This is a genomic window from Ekhidna sp., from assembly GCF_964218185.1.
In the GTDB taxonomy this organism is placed as follows: Bacteria; Bacteroidota; Bacteroidia; order Cytophagales; family Cyclobacteriaceae; genus Ekhidna.
The window spans coordinates 875,013-890,667 of record NZ_CAXPLV010000005.1 but is presented as its reverse complement, the minus strand read 5'-3'; the positions used below and the strand labels follow the sequence as shown (position 1 = coordinate 890,667).

Annotated in this window: 16 protein-coding genes; 15 read left to right on the top strand and 1 reads right to left on the bottom strand. The window is 44.5% G+C overall.

Annotated features, from left to right (window positions below):
- The first annotated feature begins 38 nt into the window (after window positions 1-38).
- From paaA to hisC, 11 genes are all read left to right on the top strand, one after another.
- The gene (paaA, locus tag ACEQZT_RS09545; RefSeq protein ID WP_370089206.1) at window positions 39-983 is read left to right on the top strand and encodes a 1,2-phenylacetyl-CoA epoxidase subunit PaaA; all 945 of its coding nucleotides are present in this window, start codon (window positions 39-41) and stop codon (window positions 981-983) included.
- Window positions 984-1,030: 47 nt separating this feature from the next.
- On the top strand, window positions 1,031-1,312 hold the full coding sequence (gene paaB / locus ACEQZT_RS09540; RefSeq protein WP_370089205.1) for a 1,2-phenylacetyl-CoA epoxidase subunit PaaB: 282 nt from the start codon (window positions 1,031-1,033) through the stop codon (window positions 1,310-1,312).
- Between the two features lie 40 nt (window positions 1,313-1,352).
- Complete coding sequence (paaC, locus tag ACEQZT_RS09535; protein ID WP_370089204.1) at window positions 1,353-2,108, top strand: 1,2-phenylacetyl-CoA epoxidase subunit PaaC; 756 nt, start codon at window positions 1,353-1,355, stop codon at window positions 2,106-2,108.
- A gap of 6 nt (window positions 2,109-2,114) precedes the next feature.
- On the top strand, window positions 2,115-2,879 hold the full coding sequence (locus ACEQZT_RS09530; protein WP_370089203.1) for a GNAT family N-acetyltransferase: 765 nt from the start codon (window positions 2,115-2,117) through the stop codon (window positions 2,877-2,879).
- Window positions 2,879-3,340: a 1,2-phenylacetyl-CoA epoxidase subunit PaaD gene (paaD, locus tag ACEQZT_RS09525; RefSeq protein ID WP_370089202.1), complete on the top strand. Its 462-nt coding sequence runs from the start codon at window positions 2,879-2,881 to the stop codon at window positions 3,338-3,340. Before ACEQZT_RS09530 ends, paaD begins: the two co-directional genes overlap by 1 nt.
- Window positions 3,341-3,543: 203 nt before the next feature.
- On the top strand, window positions 3,544-3,786 hold the full coding sequence (locus ACEQZT_RS09520) for a type II toxin-antitoxin system Phd/YefM family antitoxin (protein ID WP_370089201.1): 243 nt from the start codon (window positions 3,544-3,546) through the stop codon (window positions 3,784-3,786).
- Window positions 3,783-4,046 (top strand): Txe/YoeB family addiction module toxin, encoded by a 264-nt coding sequence (locus ACEQZT_RS09515; RefSeq protein WP_370089200.1) that lies wholly within the window; start codon window positions 3,783-3,785, stop codon window positions 4,044-4,046. Before ACEQZT_RS09520 ends, ACEQZT_RS09515 begins: the two co-directional genes overlap by 4 nt.
- A 175-nt stretch (window positions 4,047-4,221) precedes the next feature.
- A complete protein-coding gene (locus tag ACEQZT_RS09510; RefSeq protein ID WP_370089199.1) occupies window positions 4,222-5,001 on the top strand; it encodes an enoyl-CoA hydratase-related protein in 780 nt (259 codons plus the stop codon).
- Window positions 5,001-6,158, top strand: coding sequence for a 3-hydroxyacyl-CoA dehydrogenase NAD-binding domain-containing protein (locus ACEQZT_RS09505; protein ID WP_370089198.1), 1,158 nt, complete (start codon window positions 5,001-5,003; stop codon window positions 6,156-6,158). Before ACEQZT_RS09510 ends, ACEQZT_RS09505 begins: the two co-directional genes overlap by 1 nt.
- 175 nt (window positions 6,159-6,333) lie before the next feature.
- Window positions 6,334-6,747, top strand: coding sequence for a hydroxyphenylacetyl-CoA thioesterase PaaI (gene paaI / locus ACEQZT_RS09500; protein WP_370089197.1), 414 nt, complete (start codon window positions 6,334-6,336; stop codon window positions 6,745-6,747).
- A 38-nt stretch (window positions 6,748-6,785) separates the two neighbouring features.
- Complete coding sequence (hisC, locus tag ACEQZT_RS09495; RefSeq protein WP_370089196.1) at window positions 6,786-7,877, top strand: histidinol-phosphate transaminase; 1,092 nt, start codon at window positions 6,786-6,788, stop codon at window positions 7,875-7,877.
- A 324-nt stretch (window positions 7,878-8,201) separates the two neighbouring features.
- Here hisC and hrpB read toward each other — a convergent pair whose 3' ends face one another.
- Window positions 8,202-10,691 (bottom strand): ATP-dependent helicase HrpB, encoded by a 2,490-nt coding sequence (hrpB, locus tag ACEQZT_RS09490; protein WP_370089542.1) that lies wholly within the window; start codon window positions 10,689-10,691, stop codon window positions 8,202-8,204.
- Between the two features lie 347 nt (window positions 10,692-11,038).
- Here hrpB and ACEQZT_RS09485 point away from each other — a divergent pair, with 347 nt between their 5' ends.
- The 4 genes from ACEQZT_RS09485 (at window position 11,039) to ACEQZT_RS09470 (ending at window position 15,529) form a co-directional block, all read left to right on the top strand.
- Window positions 11,039-11,338 carry a GIY-YIG nuclease family protein gene (locus ACEQZT_RS09485; RefSeq protein ID WP_370089195.1) on the top strand — a complete coding sequence of 100 codons (300 nt, stop codon included), beginning with the start codon at window positions 11,039-11,041 and terminating at the stop codon, window positions 11,336-11,338.
- Between the two features lie 216 nt (window positions 11,339-11,554).
- The gene (locus tag ACEQZT_RS09480; protein WP_370089194.1) at window positions 11,555-12,211 is read left to right on the top strand and encodes an SET domain-containing protein; all 657 of its coding nucleotides are present in this window, start codon (window positions 11,555-11,557) and stop codon (window positions 12,209-12,211) included.
- Window positions 12,212-12,296: 85 nt separating this feature from the next.
- Entirely contained in the window at window positions 12,297-13,145 is an 849-nt protein-coding gene (locus ACEQZT_RS09475) for a hypothetical protein (protein ID WP_370089193.1), read from the top strand.
- Window positions 13,146-13,258: 113 nt separating this feature from the next.
- Window positions 13,259-15,529 (top strand): Tex family protein, encoded by a 2,271-nt coding sequence (locus tag ACEQZT_RS09470; RefSeq protein WP_370089192.1) that lies wholly within the window; start codon window positions 13,259-13,261, stop codon window positions 15,527-15,529.
- Window positions 15,530-15,655 lie beyond the last annotated feature (126 nt).

Sequence of the window (15,655 nt, the reverse complement as noted above, 5' to 3'; positions counted from 1 at the left end):
GAAACGTGTTAAGTAACTTTGAAACAAAGGATTAGAAGATGGACATAAAGAGTTTAGAAGATCGGTTTAACGAGAAGATTGATAATGACATCCGAATCGAACCAAAAGACTGGATGCCGGAGAATTATCGAAAGACATTAATCCGCCAAATCTCTCAGCATGCACACTCCGAGATCGTAGGGATGCTGCCAGAAGCAAACTGGATTACACGGGCACCTACATTGAGAAGAAAAGCAGCAGCATTAGCTAAAGTTCAGGATGAGGCAGGTCACGGGCTATACCTATACAGCGCTTGCGAAACCCTGGGTGTGGAAAGAGATCAGCTTCTTCAGGATCTTCATTCTGGAAAAGCAAAATATTCATCCATCTTCAACTATCCCACTTTGACATGGGCTGACATGGGAGCCATTGGATGGCTGGTAGATGGAGCAGCCATCATGAACCAGGTGCCACTATGCCGAGCGTCATACGGTCCTTATGCCAGAGCAATGGTAAGGGTTTGTAAAGAAGAGTCCTTCCATCAGCGACAAGGATTTGAAATCATGCTAACCCTCTGCAGAGGCTCGGAAGAGCAGAAAAAAATGGCACAAGATGCACTTAACAGATGGTGGTGGCCAGCTCTTATGATGTTTGGCCCTCAAGATAAAGACTCAACACACACAGAGCAATCCATGCGATGGGGGATCAAACGATTCACCAACGATGAACTCCGTCAAAAATTTGTGGATGTATCCAAACCACAGGCTGACCTACTCGGAATTACCATTCCAGACCCGGATTTGAAATGGAATGAAGAACGTGGGCATTACGATTTCGGTGAGATCAACTGGGAAGAATTCTTTAATGTGATCAAAGGCAATGGCCCTTGCAATAAGCAGCGTGTAGATGCACGAAGAAACGCCTATGATAATGGTGCTTGGGTAAGAGAAGCTGCTGCTGCATATGCGGAGAAGAAAGAAAACCAAAAACAGGCGGCTGCCTGATTGTTAATTACACCCTTTGACACGCTCAGGGTGACAAATAAAACACTATGAAAAATTGGCCCCTTTGGGAAATATTTATCAGAAGTAAAGCAGGACTTAATCACAAACATGTGGGTAGTCTTCATGCAGCGGATGAGGAAATGGCTATCCAAAATGCAAGAGATGTGTATACCCGTAGAAATGAAGGTGTGAGTATCTGGGTGGTCAAGTCGGAGCATATCACTGCATCAGATCCGGATGATTCAGATCCGTTGTACGAACCTGCTAAAGACAAAGTATATCGTCATCCAACGTTCTACGATTTACCAGACGAAGTAAAGCATATGTAATAATTAATGTCATCCTGAGCTTGTCGAAGGGTGTTTTAATATGAAAGACCAAAACCTATATAATTACGTTCTCCAACATGCAGACAACTCTCTGATTTTAGGTCAGAGACTTGCGGAGTGGTGTGGACATGGGCCAATTCTAGAGCAAGACATTGCGATGACCAACATCAGTCTGGACATGATTGGTCAATCCCGTATGTGGTATCAATATGCCGCCGAAATACAGGGCGAAGGCAAGTCAGAAGACGAAATCGTTGCTTTCAGGGATGCATGGGACTATCGCAACGTGCTTTTGGTAGAACAACCAAATGGTGATTTTGCGCAAACTATTTTTCGACAGTTTTTATTCGATACCTTTAGTGTTCATTTCTATGAGATGCTCATGGAAAGCAAGGATGAACGACTTGCTGCCATTGCTGCTAAATCTCACAAAGAAGCACTCTACCATGTCAAATGGAGTGGTGACTGGGTGATCCGACTCGGTGACGGAACGGAAGAAAGTCACAATAGAATGAAAGCAGCGATAGAGGAACTTTGGTCCTATTCTGGCGAACTAACCAAACCTAACGAAACGGAGCAGAAGGCACTCGAAGAAGGTTATGGAGTGGATTTGGTTGTTTTGAAAGAAAAAAGAGACGCCAAAATTCGAGAGGTACTCACCGAAGCAACATTGGATATACCTGAAAGTACTTATACACATGAAGGTGGTAAAGATGGGCGTCACACGGAGCATTTGGGCTACATCCTTTCTGATTTGCAATTTCTCCAGAGAGCCTACCCGGGACAGGAGTGGTAATCTAGAATGGAAGCACTTATTTCTAAGAATTTTGAGTTGCATGCCACTCGCATTCCAGAGCTCAGCACCCCAATGCATGTCTATAAATCAAAGAATTTAATCTTTGTAGACAGTAAGCTATCCTGCGATACATTCAACTTATTATACATCAATAACCCTGAACTTTCAGATAAAGAACTAGGTGAAGCTTTAAAGCATTACAAAGCCAACAATCTGGAATACTGCATTTGGATTAATAATAAAAATTTAAGTCAGCAGGTAAAAAATACCTTCAAGACACGTGGTATTGAAGAGCAAGCTAGTGAAGTAGGCATGGGAATGGACTTGAACACTTACGAGCCGATTTCCGATAACACCCATCCAAATATTAAGGAGGTTAAGAATAAAGAACAGTTGGCAACCTACGCCAGGGTCATTGCTGAAAACTGGTCTCCACCAGATCAGAATGTCTTGAAATATTACAATCTCACTGCCGATCATTACCTCAATCCAACCAATCAAATTAAGTTACTCATCTACTACCACGAAGGACAACCAGCTTCATGTGTTGAATTATTCCCAACCGATGAAGACACCATTGGTTTCTACGGTTTTGCTACATTGGAAAAATATAGAGGGCGCGGAATTGGAACCACCCTTTTGACTTTTGCATTAAATAAGGCAAAGGAGCTAGGCTATAAAAATGCCATCCTTCAGGGAACCGAAGACGGCCTGAACATTTATAAAAAAATGGGGTTCAAAGATTATAGCACCTATTATGAATTTGCGTAATGGTCATCGATAAAAACCATATCTACCACATCCTCGAAAATGTCACTGACCCGGAAATTCCGGTAATCTCTGTTCGTGATCTTGGCATAATTCGAGACGTATTAATCACAGAAGATTTTGTAGAAGTAGTCATCACTCCAACTTACTCGGGTTGTCCGGCCATGCTGGAGATCGAAAAAAACATTCATAATGCCCTAAAGAAGGAAGGCATTGATCATTTCAAGATTACCACCGTCCTCTCCCCTGCTTGGACCACCGAGTGGATGACCGAAGAAGGCAAACAGAAACTAAAAGAATACGGCATTGCTCCCCCCAATCCATCCAACCCGGAAGATATTGAATGTCCTCAGTGTAGCTCAAAGAACACGCAACTGTTAAGTGAATTCGGCTCTACCGCTTGTAAGTCACTCTTTAAGTGCAATGATTGCCTGGAGCCATTTGATTATTTTAAGTGTCATTAACGAAATCTCTCCTTGTCATCCTGAGGCGGCAACAAGCCGGGACTCGAAGGATAGACAATTACAAAATCATTTTTTTTACATTAGATCAAAGCATGCCGTCTTCGAGAACCTCAGACTGACATAATGAAGAGCCTCGGCGGCTTGGGGGGGGGTGAAAAGAGAACTCATTTTTTCAAACGTACGTTATTACGTACATTTGGAAGATGAAGTCATATACAATTACCGATTTAAGGAAGAACATCTACAAAGTGGTGGAAGAAACCGGAAAGACGCATGAACCGGTTCACATCTACGGAAAAAATGGAAATGCGGTGATGATTGGAGAAGACGACTGGCGTGCCATTCAAGAGACCTTACATCTTCACTCGGTACCAGGGATGGCAGAATCCATCATCAAAGGACTCAAAACTCCTATTGAGGAAACTTCAGATAAACTCGACTGGTGAGTTACAAGCTGGTTTTTACTAAGCAGGCTCAGAAAGATGCAAAGAAGGTAACATCCTCTGGACTCAAACCAAAAGTTGTTGAGCTGCTAAAAATCCTGGAAGAAAATCCTTATCAGGAGTATCCGCCTTTTGAACGACTAGTTGGTGACTTAAGTGGCGCCATTTCCAGACGAATCAATATCCAGCACCGCTTAGTGTATCAGGTGCTCGAAGAAGAAAAAATTGTCAAAGTGATCCGTATGTGGACGCATTATGAGTAAGATCAAACTACTAATACACCCCTAAAGTCCCCTCAAGGGGACATTTTAGAATCATAATTAGAAGAATTCCCCCTTTGAAACGGTTGGACGATTCGAGGGTGAGGGTCTTTTCTCTCCCAGTCATTCCGAACGAATGTGAGGAATCTTTTAACTTCGCAATCCAAACATTTAACCCATGTCAGACACCCTTCAAATAACCAAAAAAGATAAACTCGGCATCCTGACGTTCAACCGTCCGGATGTCTTCAATAGCTTCAATAAAGAACTAGCGTTAGCAGTACAAAAAGCGCTGGATACTTTCGCAAAAGACGATTCCGTGCGTGCGATTATGCTAACCGGAAACGGAAAAGCTTTCTGTGCCGGACAAGACCTACAGGAAGCCATCGCCGACAATGGATTGGAGATCGAGCAGATTGTGGATGAGCACTACAACCCGATCATCCGGCAAATTCGAACCATCGAAAAGCCAATCATCGCTGCAGTAAATGGCGTAGCAGCGGGTGCAGGCGCAAACATTGCCCTGGCATGCGATGTGTGTGTAGCTACCGAATCATCCGCTTTTATTCAGGCATTCAGTAAAATTGGATTGGTACCTGATAGTGGCGGAACGTTCACATTACCAAGGATTATTGGATTTGGTAAAGCTTCCGCATTGATGATGCTGGGAGATAAAGTGTCAGCTAATGATGCTGAAAAGATGGGCATGATCTATAAAGTATTCAGTGACGACAGTTTTGCGGAAGAAGCCGAAAAAGTAGCGCAAACATTGGCAAACATGCCAACGAAAGGGCTGGCATACACCAAGCACTTGTTAAATCAGTCGTTTACTAACAACCTGAACGATCAATTGGAATTGGAAAAAGAATGGCAGTTTAAGGCCACCGAAACATATGACTACAAAGAAGGTGTTCAGGCCTTCATTGAAAAACGAAAACCAGAATTTAAAGGAGAGTAATGCCAAAATTAAGCGTGATAGGAGCCGGAACTATGGGAACCGGCATTGCACAAGTAGCCGCCACCGCAGGATGGGATGTGGTGGTCAATGATGCAAATGGAGAAATGCTGGAAAAGTCATCAGCTAGCCTAGTGAAGGTGATGAATCGGCTGGTGGAGAAAGAAAAAATAGATCAGGAAACTGCAGACAAGATTCTTGGAAGAATAGATTTCACTGAAGATCAGCAATACTTTGAGAATTCCGATTTGGTGATCGAGGCGATTGTTGAGAACCTGGAAATCAAACAGAAGGTATTCAAAGCAGTAGAGGAGATCGTGAGGGAAGATACCATTATCGCTTCTAACACCTCCTCCTTATCACTGGCCTCCATTGGTGCAGCATTGAAAGATCCTTCGCGCTTTGTGGGTATCCATTTCTTCAACCCTGCCCCTTTGATGCCATTGGTAGAGATCATCCCCGCAGTACAAACAGCAGAGGAAACCACCAAACAAGCCAAAGACTGGGTGGATAGCTGGAAAAAACTGACCGTGCTGGCCAAAGACACGCCGGGCTTTATTGTCAACCGTGTTGCGCGACCATTCTATGGGGAATCCCTAAGAATTTATGAGGAAGGAATCGCTGATTTCAGTACCATCGATTGGGCCATGAAAGAATTGGGAGGTTTTCGAATGGGGCCTTTTGAGTTGATGGACTTTATCGGAAACGATATCAACTATACTGTCACAGAAACGGTTTTCGCGTCATTCTTTTACGATCCCAGATATAAGCCGTCCTTCACGCAAAAGCGCATGTCAGAGGCGGGATTCCTGGGCAGAAAGTCTGGAAGAGGGTATTATGACTATTCGGAAGGAGCTACTAAACCTGAACCGAAAAAGGATGAAAAATTAGGTCAGCAGATCCTGGATCGTGTATTGGTGATGCTCATCAATGAAGCTGCAGATGCACTGTTCCTGAACATCGCCAGCCGGGAGGATATTGATACTGCTATGACTAAGGGTGTAAACTATCCAAAAGGTTTGCTTCAATGGGCCGATGAAAAAGGAATTGACTGGTGCGTGAAAAGTCTGGATGCGCTGTACGATGAATATCGTGAAGACCGATACCGATGCAGTCCGTTGTTGAGAAGAATGGAGAAGGAGGGGAAAACTTTTTATTGACACCCTTCGAGAACCTCAGGGTGACACTCCTAATTGTTGTCATGCTGAGGCACTCGAAGTATGAGCCCAGGAAATGTGCGACTCACTCTGTTTGTCATGTTGAGCCTGCCGAAACATAAGACAAACATGCAGTTCCTTCTTCGCATGAACCGAACAAATTATATTTAGCCTGACAATGACCAAACCCGAAAAAATAGTCGCCGAGATGATGGCCAAAGACACCTTCAGCCAGTGGCTGGGAGTGGAAGTGCTTGAGGTGAAAGAAGGCTATGCCCGGATCAAAATGACTGTGCGTGAAGAAATGCTCAACGGTCACCGTGTGGCGCATGGAGGCATCTCCTTTTCACTGGCAGACTCAGCTTTTGCATTCGCCTCGAACTCTCACGGACAAAAGGCCGTTTCCATTGAAACGTCTATCAACCACATCAAACCAATACTCGAAGGAGACGAGCTGATAGCCACCGCAGAAAAAGAAAGTATCTCCAAAAGCCTTGGCCAGTACATTGTACGCGTTACACGAAACAATGAGCTCGTTGGGCTGTTTAAGGGAGTGGTCTTCAGAAAAAGTGAGGAATGGAAAGTGGGTTGAAAACTCGAAACTTGTGACTAGCAACTAGAAACTTTTACATGAACATCCAAATACCTGATCATATTGCCGCAATCAAAAGTTACCAGCCTGGCAAGACCATCCCTCAGCTGAAGGAGGAATACGGTTGGGACAAGGTGGCGATCCTCTGGAACAATGAAAACACGCTGGGCTACTCACCCAAATCCAGACAAGCGGTGATCGATGCATATGAGTCCATCAACTACTACCCCGACCCTGCCAGTGTAGACTTGAAAAAGGCATTATCCCAACGGCTGGACAAACCAGATAATCAGATCATGCTCGGCAATGGTTCCGAATCAGTGCTGATGCTCGCTATCCGTGCGCTGTGCACAGGAGATGATGAGTTTCTGACTTCAGAGGGAGGCTTTGTCATCATCTATAACTGGGCGCGGATCAACAATGTACGCTGTGTGGCCATGCCGATGACAGAGGGATATGGATTTGACCTGGAGGCCATCAAAAGCCGCATCAACCGAAATACGAAGATCATTTATCTAGCCAATTGTAACAATCCGACAGGCACAGGCATTTCAAAAGCAGAGCTGGACAACTTCATGCAGTCCGTGCCGGATCACATCCTGGTGATTGTAGATGAGGCATACTTTGAATATTCACAGGCACTCGATCTTGATTTTCCTAACTCGCTGGAGATGGATTACCCCAACATCCTGACACTACGCACATTTAGCAAGGCCTATGGTATTGCAGGTGTACGATTGGGATTCGCGGTTGGCAATGAAAAGATTATTGAAGCGATGGCAAAAGCCAAGCTTACCTTTGAGCCCACCGCATTGGCACAGGCTGCCGGCATGGGTGCCCTCAACGACGATGACTTTTTGAAAGAAACGATTAACAACAACACCGAAGGACTGAAGTACTTCTACCAGGAGTTTGATCGACTGGGAGTGAAATACGTTCCTTCCTATGGCAACTTCGTGATGACCGTATGGAAAGACCGTGATGAGGTCATGCACGTATTTGACAAGCTGATGAAACGCGGAGTGCTCGTACGCCCGCTCTATAATCCGATCGAACACTGCATCCGTATCTCTGTGGGCAGGCCGGAGGAGAATCAGCATTGTGTGGAGGCGCTGGAGGAAATTCTTTAACTGATCAATGATCTAGAACCGCCATCGCGATCCGACGAACGAAGGAGAAGCGATCTCATTCTTGTGTATCGAATCAATTATGAGACTGCTTCGCTCGTCCCTCGCTCGCAGTGACGGAAATATTTATGAAGGCATAATGTTGAGACAGCCTTCCGTGAACGAAGCATCTTATCCAGTGATTTAGATTCTTCACTGTGCCTGCCAGCCGGCAGGTTCGAATCTGTATTTTGCAGACCATAAACAATGATTTAGAACCTGAAACGAGTTCAGGGTGACGTTCCAGGGAGGAAGATGCCGTTTCAAGAACGGCATTTCAGAAGAAGGTTATTTGCCACTGTCTTTACGCTTCACCCCTTTCACCGCCTCTGCTGTCCAGGGGTCGTCGGGCCAGTGGTGCTTGGGGTAGCGGCCTTTCAGGTCTTTACGCACCTCATGGTAAGTTTCGTTCCAGAAGTTTTTTAAATCAGAAGTAACCTGCACAGGTTTAAAACCTGGGGAAAGAAGATGGATCAGTAAAGGTTGCTTTCCATCATTTACAGTTGGTGTTTCCGCCATGCCAAACAGCTCCTGGATACGAGCTGCCAATACAGGTGCTTCTCCATTGTCCCGATACATGATTTTGATGTTCGAGCCACTTGGTACTTCCATTTTAGCAGGTGCCAGCTTCTCCAACTGTTGCTGCTTTTCATAATCCAGCGAATGATACAGCACCTCATACAGGCTTATCTTTTTTAGCTCATGTGGCTTACGAATACCTTCCAGGTAAGGTGTCAACCATTCATTATTAGTCAATAATAAATTGTCCGTACTGAAATCATCCCAGCCTTCTCCTACTCTCCACTTGCTTAAGCTTTTTACCCGATTTTGTAGCTGCTCTACCTCCTCATTCCAATCCAGTAACGTTCGCCCTTCTTTTTTGATCGCATTGGAAATGGCATCTACCAAATGCGAGGGATCAGGATCAGGTAGCGGAACCGATTTCAATACAATGTTGCCAATGCGTAGGTCTTTGCTTGCATTCAAACCTCCATCTTCAGTATCCCATTCAATCACCTCTACTTCTTTTACTCTTGAAGCCAGATCTTTGGGGTTCAATGGAGATGCCAGGAATATTTTTCCCATGCCATCTCTGGCATCCATATTGGCTACAGCCAACCAGGATTCGTGTGCCAAATCATCTTTATGCCCAGCCATAACTATTCGGCCATTGGCCATCTTAAACTGGGCATTATTTCCCGGCCTGTTATGAGCAATCCGCTCAGGAAAAGCATACGTCAGCAGCAATCCGGTTTCATACGGATCGAATGGATCATTGTCTTCTTCCACATCAAATAGTTGGCGATAGGATGCTCCAACCTTTTCGATACGATCCAGCCTTCCGCCTTTTCGCTGCTCTCTTCGGTGCGTGCGTAAGGCTTCAATTCGGGTGTTGATGTCAATGCCAGCATCATTACCCAGAGGGTCCCGTTCCTCCAACAATGCGGCTATGTCAGCGGCCAAGGGGACATGATCTTCTTCTTCTGCCATCAGCATCATGTGAGCAATACGCGGATGACATGGCAATCGATGCATGTTTTTTCCATGTTCAGTGATGCGCCCGTTTTCCAGTGCTTCCAGCTCATGAAGGGTATTAATAGCAGAAAGCCACGCTCCGCGTGGCGGAGGAGTCAGCCAGGTAAGGCTGGTTGGATCAGTGATACCCCAGCTGGCCAGATCCAAGGCCAAAGAAGCCAGATCCACTTCCAGAATCTCTGGCGTTCGGTGTTCCTGCAGTCGGCCGTCGGTCACTTTAGACCACATGCGATAGCACACGCCAGGACTCAATCGACCGGCCCTTCCTGCTCGCTGCTCTGCAGAATCCTTGGAGATCTGCACAGTTTCCAAACGAGATAATCCTGATTTAGGATCCCATTTCATAGTACGTCCGAATCCGGTATCAACTACTACTTTGATGCCTTCGATGGTCAAACTGGTCTCAGCAATATTGGTCGCCAGTACTACTTTTCGTCTCCCTTCCCGATCCGGAAGAATGGCTGCTTTCTGTTTGTTGTAGGGCAGCTGTCCGTAGAGCGGATGGATAGACCATCCGCGCAGTTTTGGACGAAGAATACCTTCACATTTCTTTATTTCTCCCTGTCCGGGGAGGAAAACCAAAATATCCCCTTCGTGCTTTTTTGAGGCTTTCAAAATGGTATTGGCGGTCATTTCCGGAATCATAAACTGATCCTGATCGCCTTCATGAAAAATTTCAACAGGATATTGCCGACCTTGACTTTCAACCACTTTGGCATTTAGTAGACCAGCCAGTTGGGGTGTATTAAGTGTGGCTGACATGACCAATATTTTCAGGTCTGGTCTTAACACCTGCTGTGATTCTCTGCATAATGCTAATGCCACATCCGCATGGATGCTGCGCTCATGAAATTCATCGAAGATCACAAGTCCCACACCATCCAGTGAGTTATCTCCGTGGAGCATGCGAGTGAGGATACCCTCTGTCACCACTTCAATTCGTGTCTGATCGCTCACCTTCGTTTCGAATCGAATTCGATAGCCGACAGTCTCCCCTACTTTCTCATCCAGCAGTTCGGCCATTCGCATGGCTACTGAACGAGCCGCCAACCTTCTCGGCTCCAACATGATAATCTTTTGCCCCTTGAGCCATGCTTCTTCAAATAGTGCCAATGGCAGCAAAGTACTTTTTCCTGCACCCGGAGGGGCGTGTACGATGAGGGTCGCATCACTAGCTAATTGAGTTTTGACTTCATCGAGAATTTCTACGATGGGAAGGTCGATGGATTTGGGATTGAACATGAGTGCGAAGTTAGTGTCTCCTTCCCTGTCATACCGCAACGCCTGCAGGTAGGATTGATTCGGTATCTTCCAGTAAACAATAATCTCTTTTTCATGTGGAGGATGCCGTGTTGCTGCACGGCATGACAAAGGAATGAAATCGCCATCCCCACTTGTCATCGCGAAAGGCTTAATGCGTGATCTTCCAAGGAAGATAATCTCAGAGGAAGATGCCATTTCAGAGGACGGCATAACAAAATAGAGTGAGCATCCTTTTCTTGTCATACCGCACCTGATGCGGTATCTTCAGGAGCAATTAAATCACAAAGGAAGATGCAATATTGGTGCACTTCTGAAAAACACTACAGATGCCCTGCAAAGAGTATTACGTCTATATTCTCACCAATTATTCCAAAACCGTTCTTTATACCGGAATGACTAACGATCTGGAAAGAAGGGTATTGGAGCATAAGCAGAAGTTCGATCCAAAATCATTCACACGAAAATATCAGGTCAATCAATTAATGTGGTACGAATCACACAATGACGTGAATGAAGCAATAAAAAGAGAGAAGCTTATCAAAAAATGGAAACGTCAATGGAAGAATGAGTTGATCGAGAAAGAAAACCCAGAATGGAGAGATTTATCTCCAGGGTGGTTTGACTAACACTCACAGGAAGATGCCGTGTCGGTGCACGGCATGACAAACTAAAAACGAAGCGAATCACTCAGCAATTTAGACGGGATGGTAGCGTCACCGTGTGGAGCGTACAGCCCGAATATCAGTATAGGTGGAAAGCGACATGTTCTCTCCAAAAATATTTTCACCCCCTCACTTTTTAAATGCATAATAATTCGGAAATACTGATTAAACTTTGCATAAATGATCCATCCAAATACTGAGATCAAATACATCAATGACGTGGTGGGCTATGGTGTATTTGCGACGGAATTGATCCCTGAGGGGTCGATTACCTATGTGAAAGACAGTCTGGAGATTGTGATTTCACCCACCGACTATCTGGCTCACACGCCGGAAATGCAGGCCAACATCGAAAAGTATTCCTACATCGATGAAAACGGCGACCGAATTATTAGCTGGGACTTTGCGAAATATGTGAATCACTGCTGCAATTGCAACACGATCAGTACTGGCTATGGTTTTGAGATGGCTATCAGAGATATCTATCCTGGAGAGCAAATCACTGATGAGTATGGTATATTCAACCTCGAGGTGGAGATTCCCCTCGTTTGTGGTGAAAAAAGCTGCAGAAAGAAAGTGGGGCCTCAAGATTTTGAATCCCACTATGAAGCCTGGGATCTAAAGATCAAAAAGTCAATCAAACATGTATTGGAAGTTGATCAGCCTCTGATGTCCTTACTTGACTCTAAAACTCGTACTCAACTAGACCGGCTGGTAAAGGATCCTTCGCTATACAAGTCTGTCTATGCACTGAAATACAATAAAGCATTAAAAAGTCATTTACCACATACGATGAATGGCCTGCCTGATGTTTCTGAAAACTTAGATTTGACTTAGGCCTCATTCCATTTTATGGTTGTTTTTTAGGGGCATTTAACTGCTTTATGTACTAAAGTTAAAATCAACACCTAAACTCACTGTTATGAAAAGTCACCTAATCACCCTACTCACTATCGGAGCGTTGTTTATTTCAAACAGTTGCTTGGCACAAACCACGGAACCTGCTGCTGACAGTACGATCTACCATATTACCACAAAAGATGGCAATACTTACATTGGAACCATAGTAGAACGAAGCAGTCAAAGTGTAGTAATCGCAACAAATACTATTGGTACTATCACAATACCAATTGATCAAATCAGTGAAATTAAGGAAATCATAGGGTCAATGACTGACAGCAGAAACTGGCCTCATAACTTTCAAAGCTCAAACTATTTTGCATCTACCAGCGCATATGGTTTAAAAAAGGGAGAAGGGTTTTATCAAAATACCTGGATATTCTTCAACAACTTCTCCTATGGTGTTACTGATAACTTTTCTATCGGAGCTGGTGTTCTTGCTACATTTTTCTTTACTCCAGAGGCCCCTGTGTGGTTAACAGCTCGATTGACTACTCCTGTGGTTGAGGATAAATTAAATGTTGGTATCGGAGGTGTTTATGGAACACTTGACGGTGAGACTTTTGGCTACCTCTATGGAATGTCAACAATTGGTTCAAGAGATGCAAACTTTACCATTGGTGCAGGTAGTGGGTTCGTAAACGAAGACTTCTCAGATTTATTTTTGACTTTTGCCGGCAGCATACGCGCAAGTCGGAACTTCTACCTCCTGCTTGATGGATATGCAATTGAAAATACACTCTTTGCATTTATTGGAGGAAGATCCATGCTAGGACGTGCTAGTCTGGAATACGGCCTCTTGACATCCAGTGAATTCTCGATTGCCGGGATTCCCATTTTAGGTGTGACCATACCGCTTCACAAAAAATAATGTACTCTTAATATCCTTCGTTGTTTCTAAAAAAAGTGGATAACTCTTCCCACTTTTTTTATTGCCAGATGCGCCAACCACTTATTTTTGGCGACCATTTTTAGATTGATTGTATGAGACACGAAGAACGAATTGCGAGCGAGCTGAATATTACCCCCAGACAGGTCACGGCTACTGTTGGATTATTGGATGAAGGAGCCACAGTACCTTTCATTTCACGATACCGGAAGGAAGTAACAGGCAGTCTGGATGATTTGCAAGTAGCCTCAATTCGGGATCGCATACAGCAGCTTCGAGATCTGGATGCTCGACGAGAAGCTATCCTAAAATCAATCAAAGAACAGGAAAAACTAACTCCTGAACTGGAAAAGAAAATCAATGAAGCTGAGACAATGACCAAGTTGGAGGACTTGTACCTCCCCTATAAACCTAAGCGTAAGACCAGGGCAAGTGTTGCAAAAGAGAAAGGATTGGAGCCCCTGGCACTAAAGATTTTAGATCAAGGAAATTTTGATTTGACATTAGAGGCTGCCCAATATATCGACTCTGAAAAAGGAGTGGAATCTGAAGAAGATGCGCTCCAGGGTGCTCGTGACATTATTGCTGAGACCATCAATGAACATGCAGAGACTCGTCAGAAAATTCGGGAGCTCTTCATGAAAAAAGGAATAATCACCTCCAAAGTACTAAAGAGCAAAGAGAAGGAGGCTGATGCTCAGAAATACAAAGATTATTTCGAATGGGACGAGCCGATAGCCAAAATCCCATCGCACCGATTGCTGGCTATAAGAAGGGGAGAAAAGGAAGGGTTTCTTTCCATGAACATTGCCCCTGATGAAGAGGAAGCACTTCATATCATTGAAAAAGAATTTGTGAAAGGCAACACCGAGGCTAGTGAGCATGTTGCTACAGCTGCCAAAGACTGCTACAAGCGCCTAATGAGTGTAAGTATCGAAACTGAGGTGCGAATGGAAAGTAAGAAGAAGGCAGACGAAGAGGCCATCACGGTATTTGCCGAAAACCTAAAGCAGCTATTGATGGCTGCTCCTCTCGGGCAAAAAGCGGTGATGGCGATTGACCCAGGCTTTAGAACCGGATGTAAGGTTGTATGCCTTGACAAACAGGGGAAACTGTTGGAGTTCACAGCTATCTACCCGAACGAACCTCAAAAAGACATCACTCGAGCAGGAGAGACTGTAAAACATCTAGTAGAAAAGCATCAAATTGAAGCGATTGCCATTGGAAATGGCACTGCCAGTCGAGAGACAGAATCATTTGTAAAAAAGCTGGGATTGCATTCCAATGTAATTGTGGCAATGGTGAATGAAAGTGGAGCTTCTATCTACTCTGCTTCTGAAGCTGCAAGGGAAGAATTTCCTACGGAAGATGTGACAGTCAGAGGTTCGGTCTCAATCGGCAGGCGAATGATGGACCCTTTGGCTGAGCTAGTAAAAATTGACGCTAAGTCTATCGGAGTAGGTCAATATCAACATGATGTAGATCAGACTGCCTTGAAAAAATCACTGGATGATGTGGTGATGTCTTGTGTGAACAATGTGGGAGTAGAACTGAATACGGCGAGCAAGCAACTGCTGACATATGTTTCCGGTTTGGGGGCCAGTATTGCGGAAAATATCGTGAAGTACAGAAATGAAAATGGTCCTTTCAAGTCACGTGAGGCTTTGAAAAATGTTCCTAGACTTGGTGGCAAAGCTTTTGAGCAAGCAGCTGGATTCCTTCGAATAGAAGGTGCAGACAATCCTTTAGACAAAAGTGCTGTCCACCCTGAGCGATACTCCACCGTAGAGCAAATGGCCAGGGATGCACAGGCCACCGTGAGGGATCTGATGACTAGCGCTGAGTTGAGAAAAAAAGTTGATCTAAAGAAGTATGTTTCTGATGAGGTTGGTTTGCCTACCCTGAAAGACATTATGGATGAACTGGATAAGCCAGGCCGTGATCCAAGGGATCAGTTTGAAGCAGTTCAGTTTCAAGAAGGTGTAAATGAAATTACAGACCTAAAGCAAGGCATGAAACTTCCGGGTGTTGTGACAAACATCACCAAGTTTGGAGCTTTTGTTGACGTAGGAGTTCACCAGGATGGGTTGGTTCATATCAGTCATTTATCCAATTCCTTTGTCTCTGATCCTACTCAGGTAGTAAAGTTGGGACAAAAAGTAAATGTGACTGTACTGGAAGTAGATGTCTCCAGAAAACGAATTTCACTATCCATGAAGGGCGATGCTCCTCAAGTAAAAAGGAGTGAAAAGAAAAAAAATCAGAGACCGGATAGTACTAGAAAAATGGATCAAAACAGATCACAAAATCCTGAGGGAGATTTGCAGGCAAAACTCGCAATGCTGAAGGGAAAATTTGGTCAATGAGAAAGAAACAATATTATCCACTACCTTTGTAGATGTTGCGAAGGGAGGTATGCTCAGAGGCGAGGGCTGATCGTACGGGTAAAACCAATCACTAGCTGATTCTTCATTCCATGTACGATCTCTTAT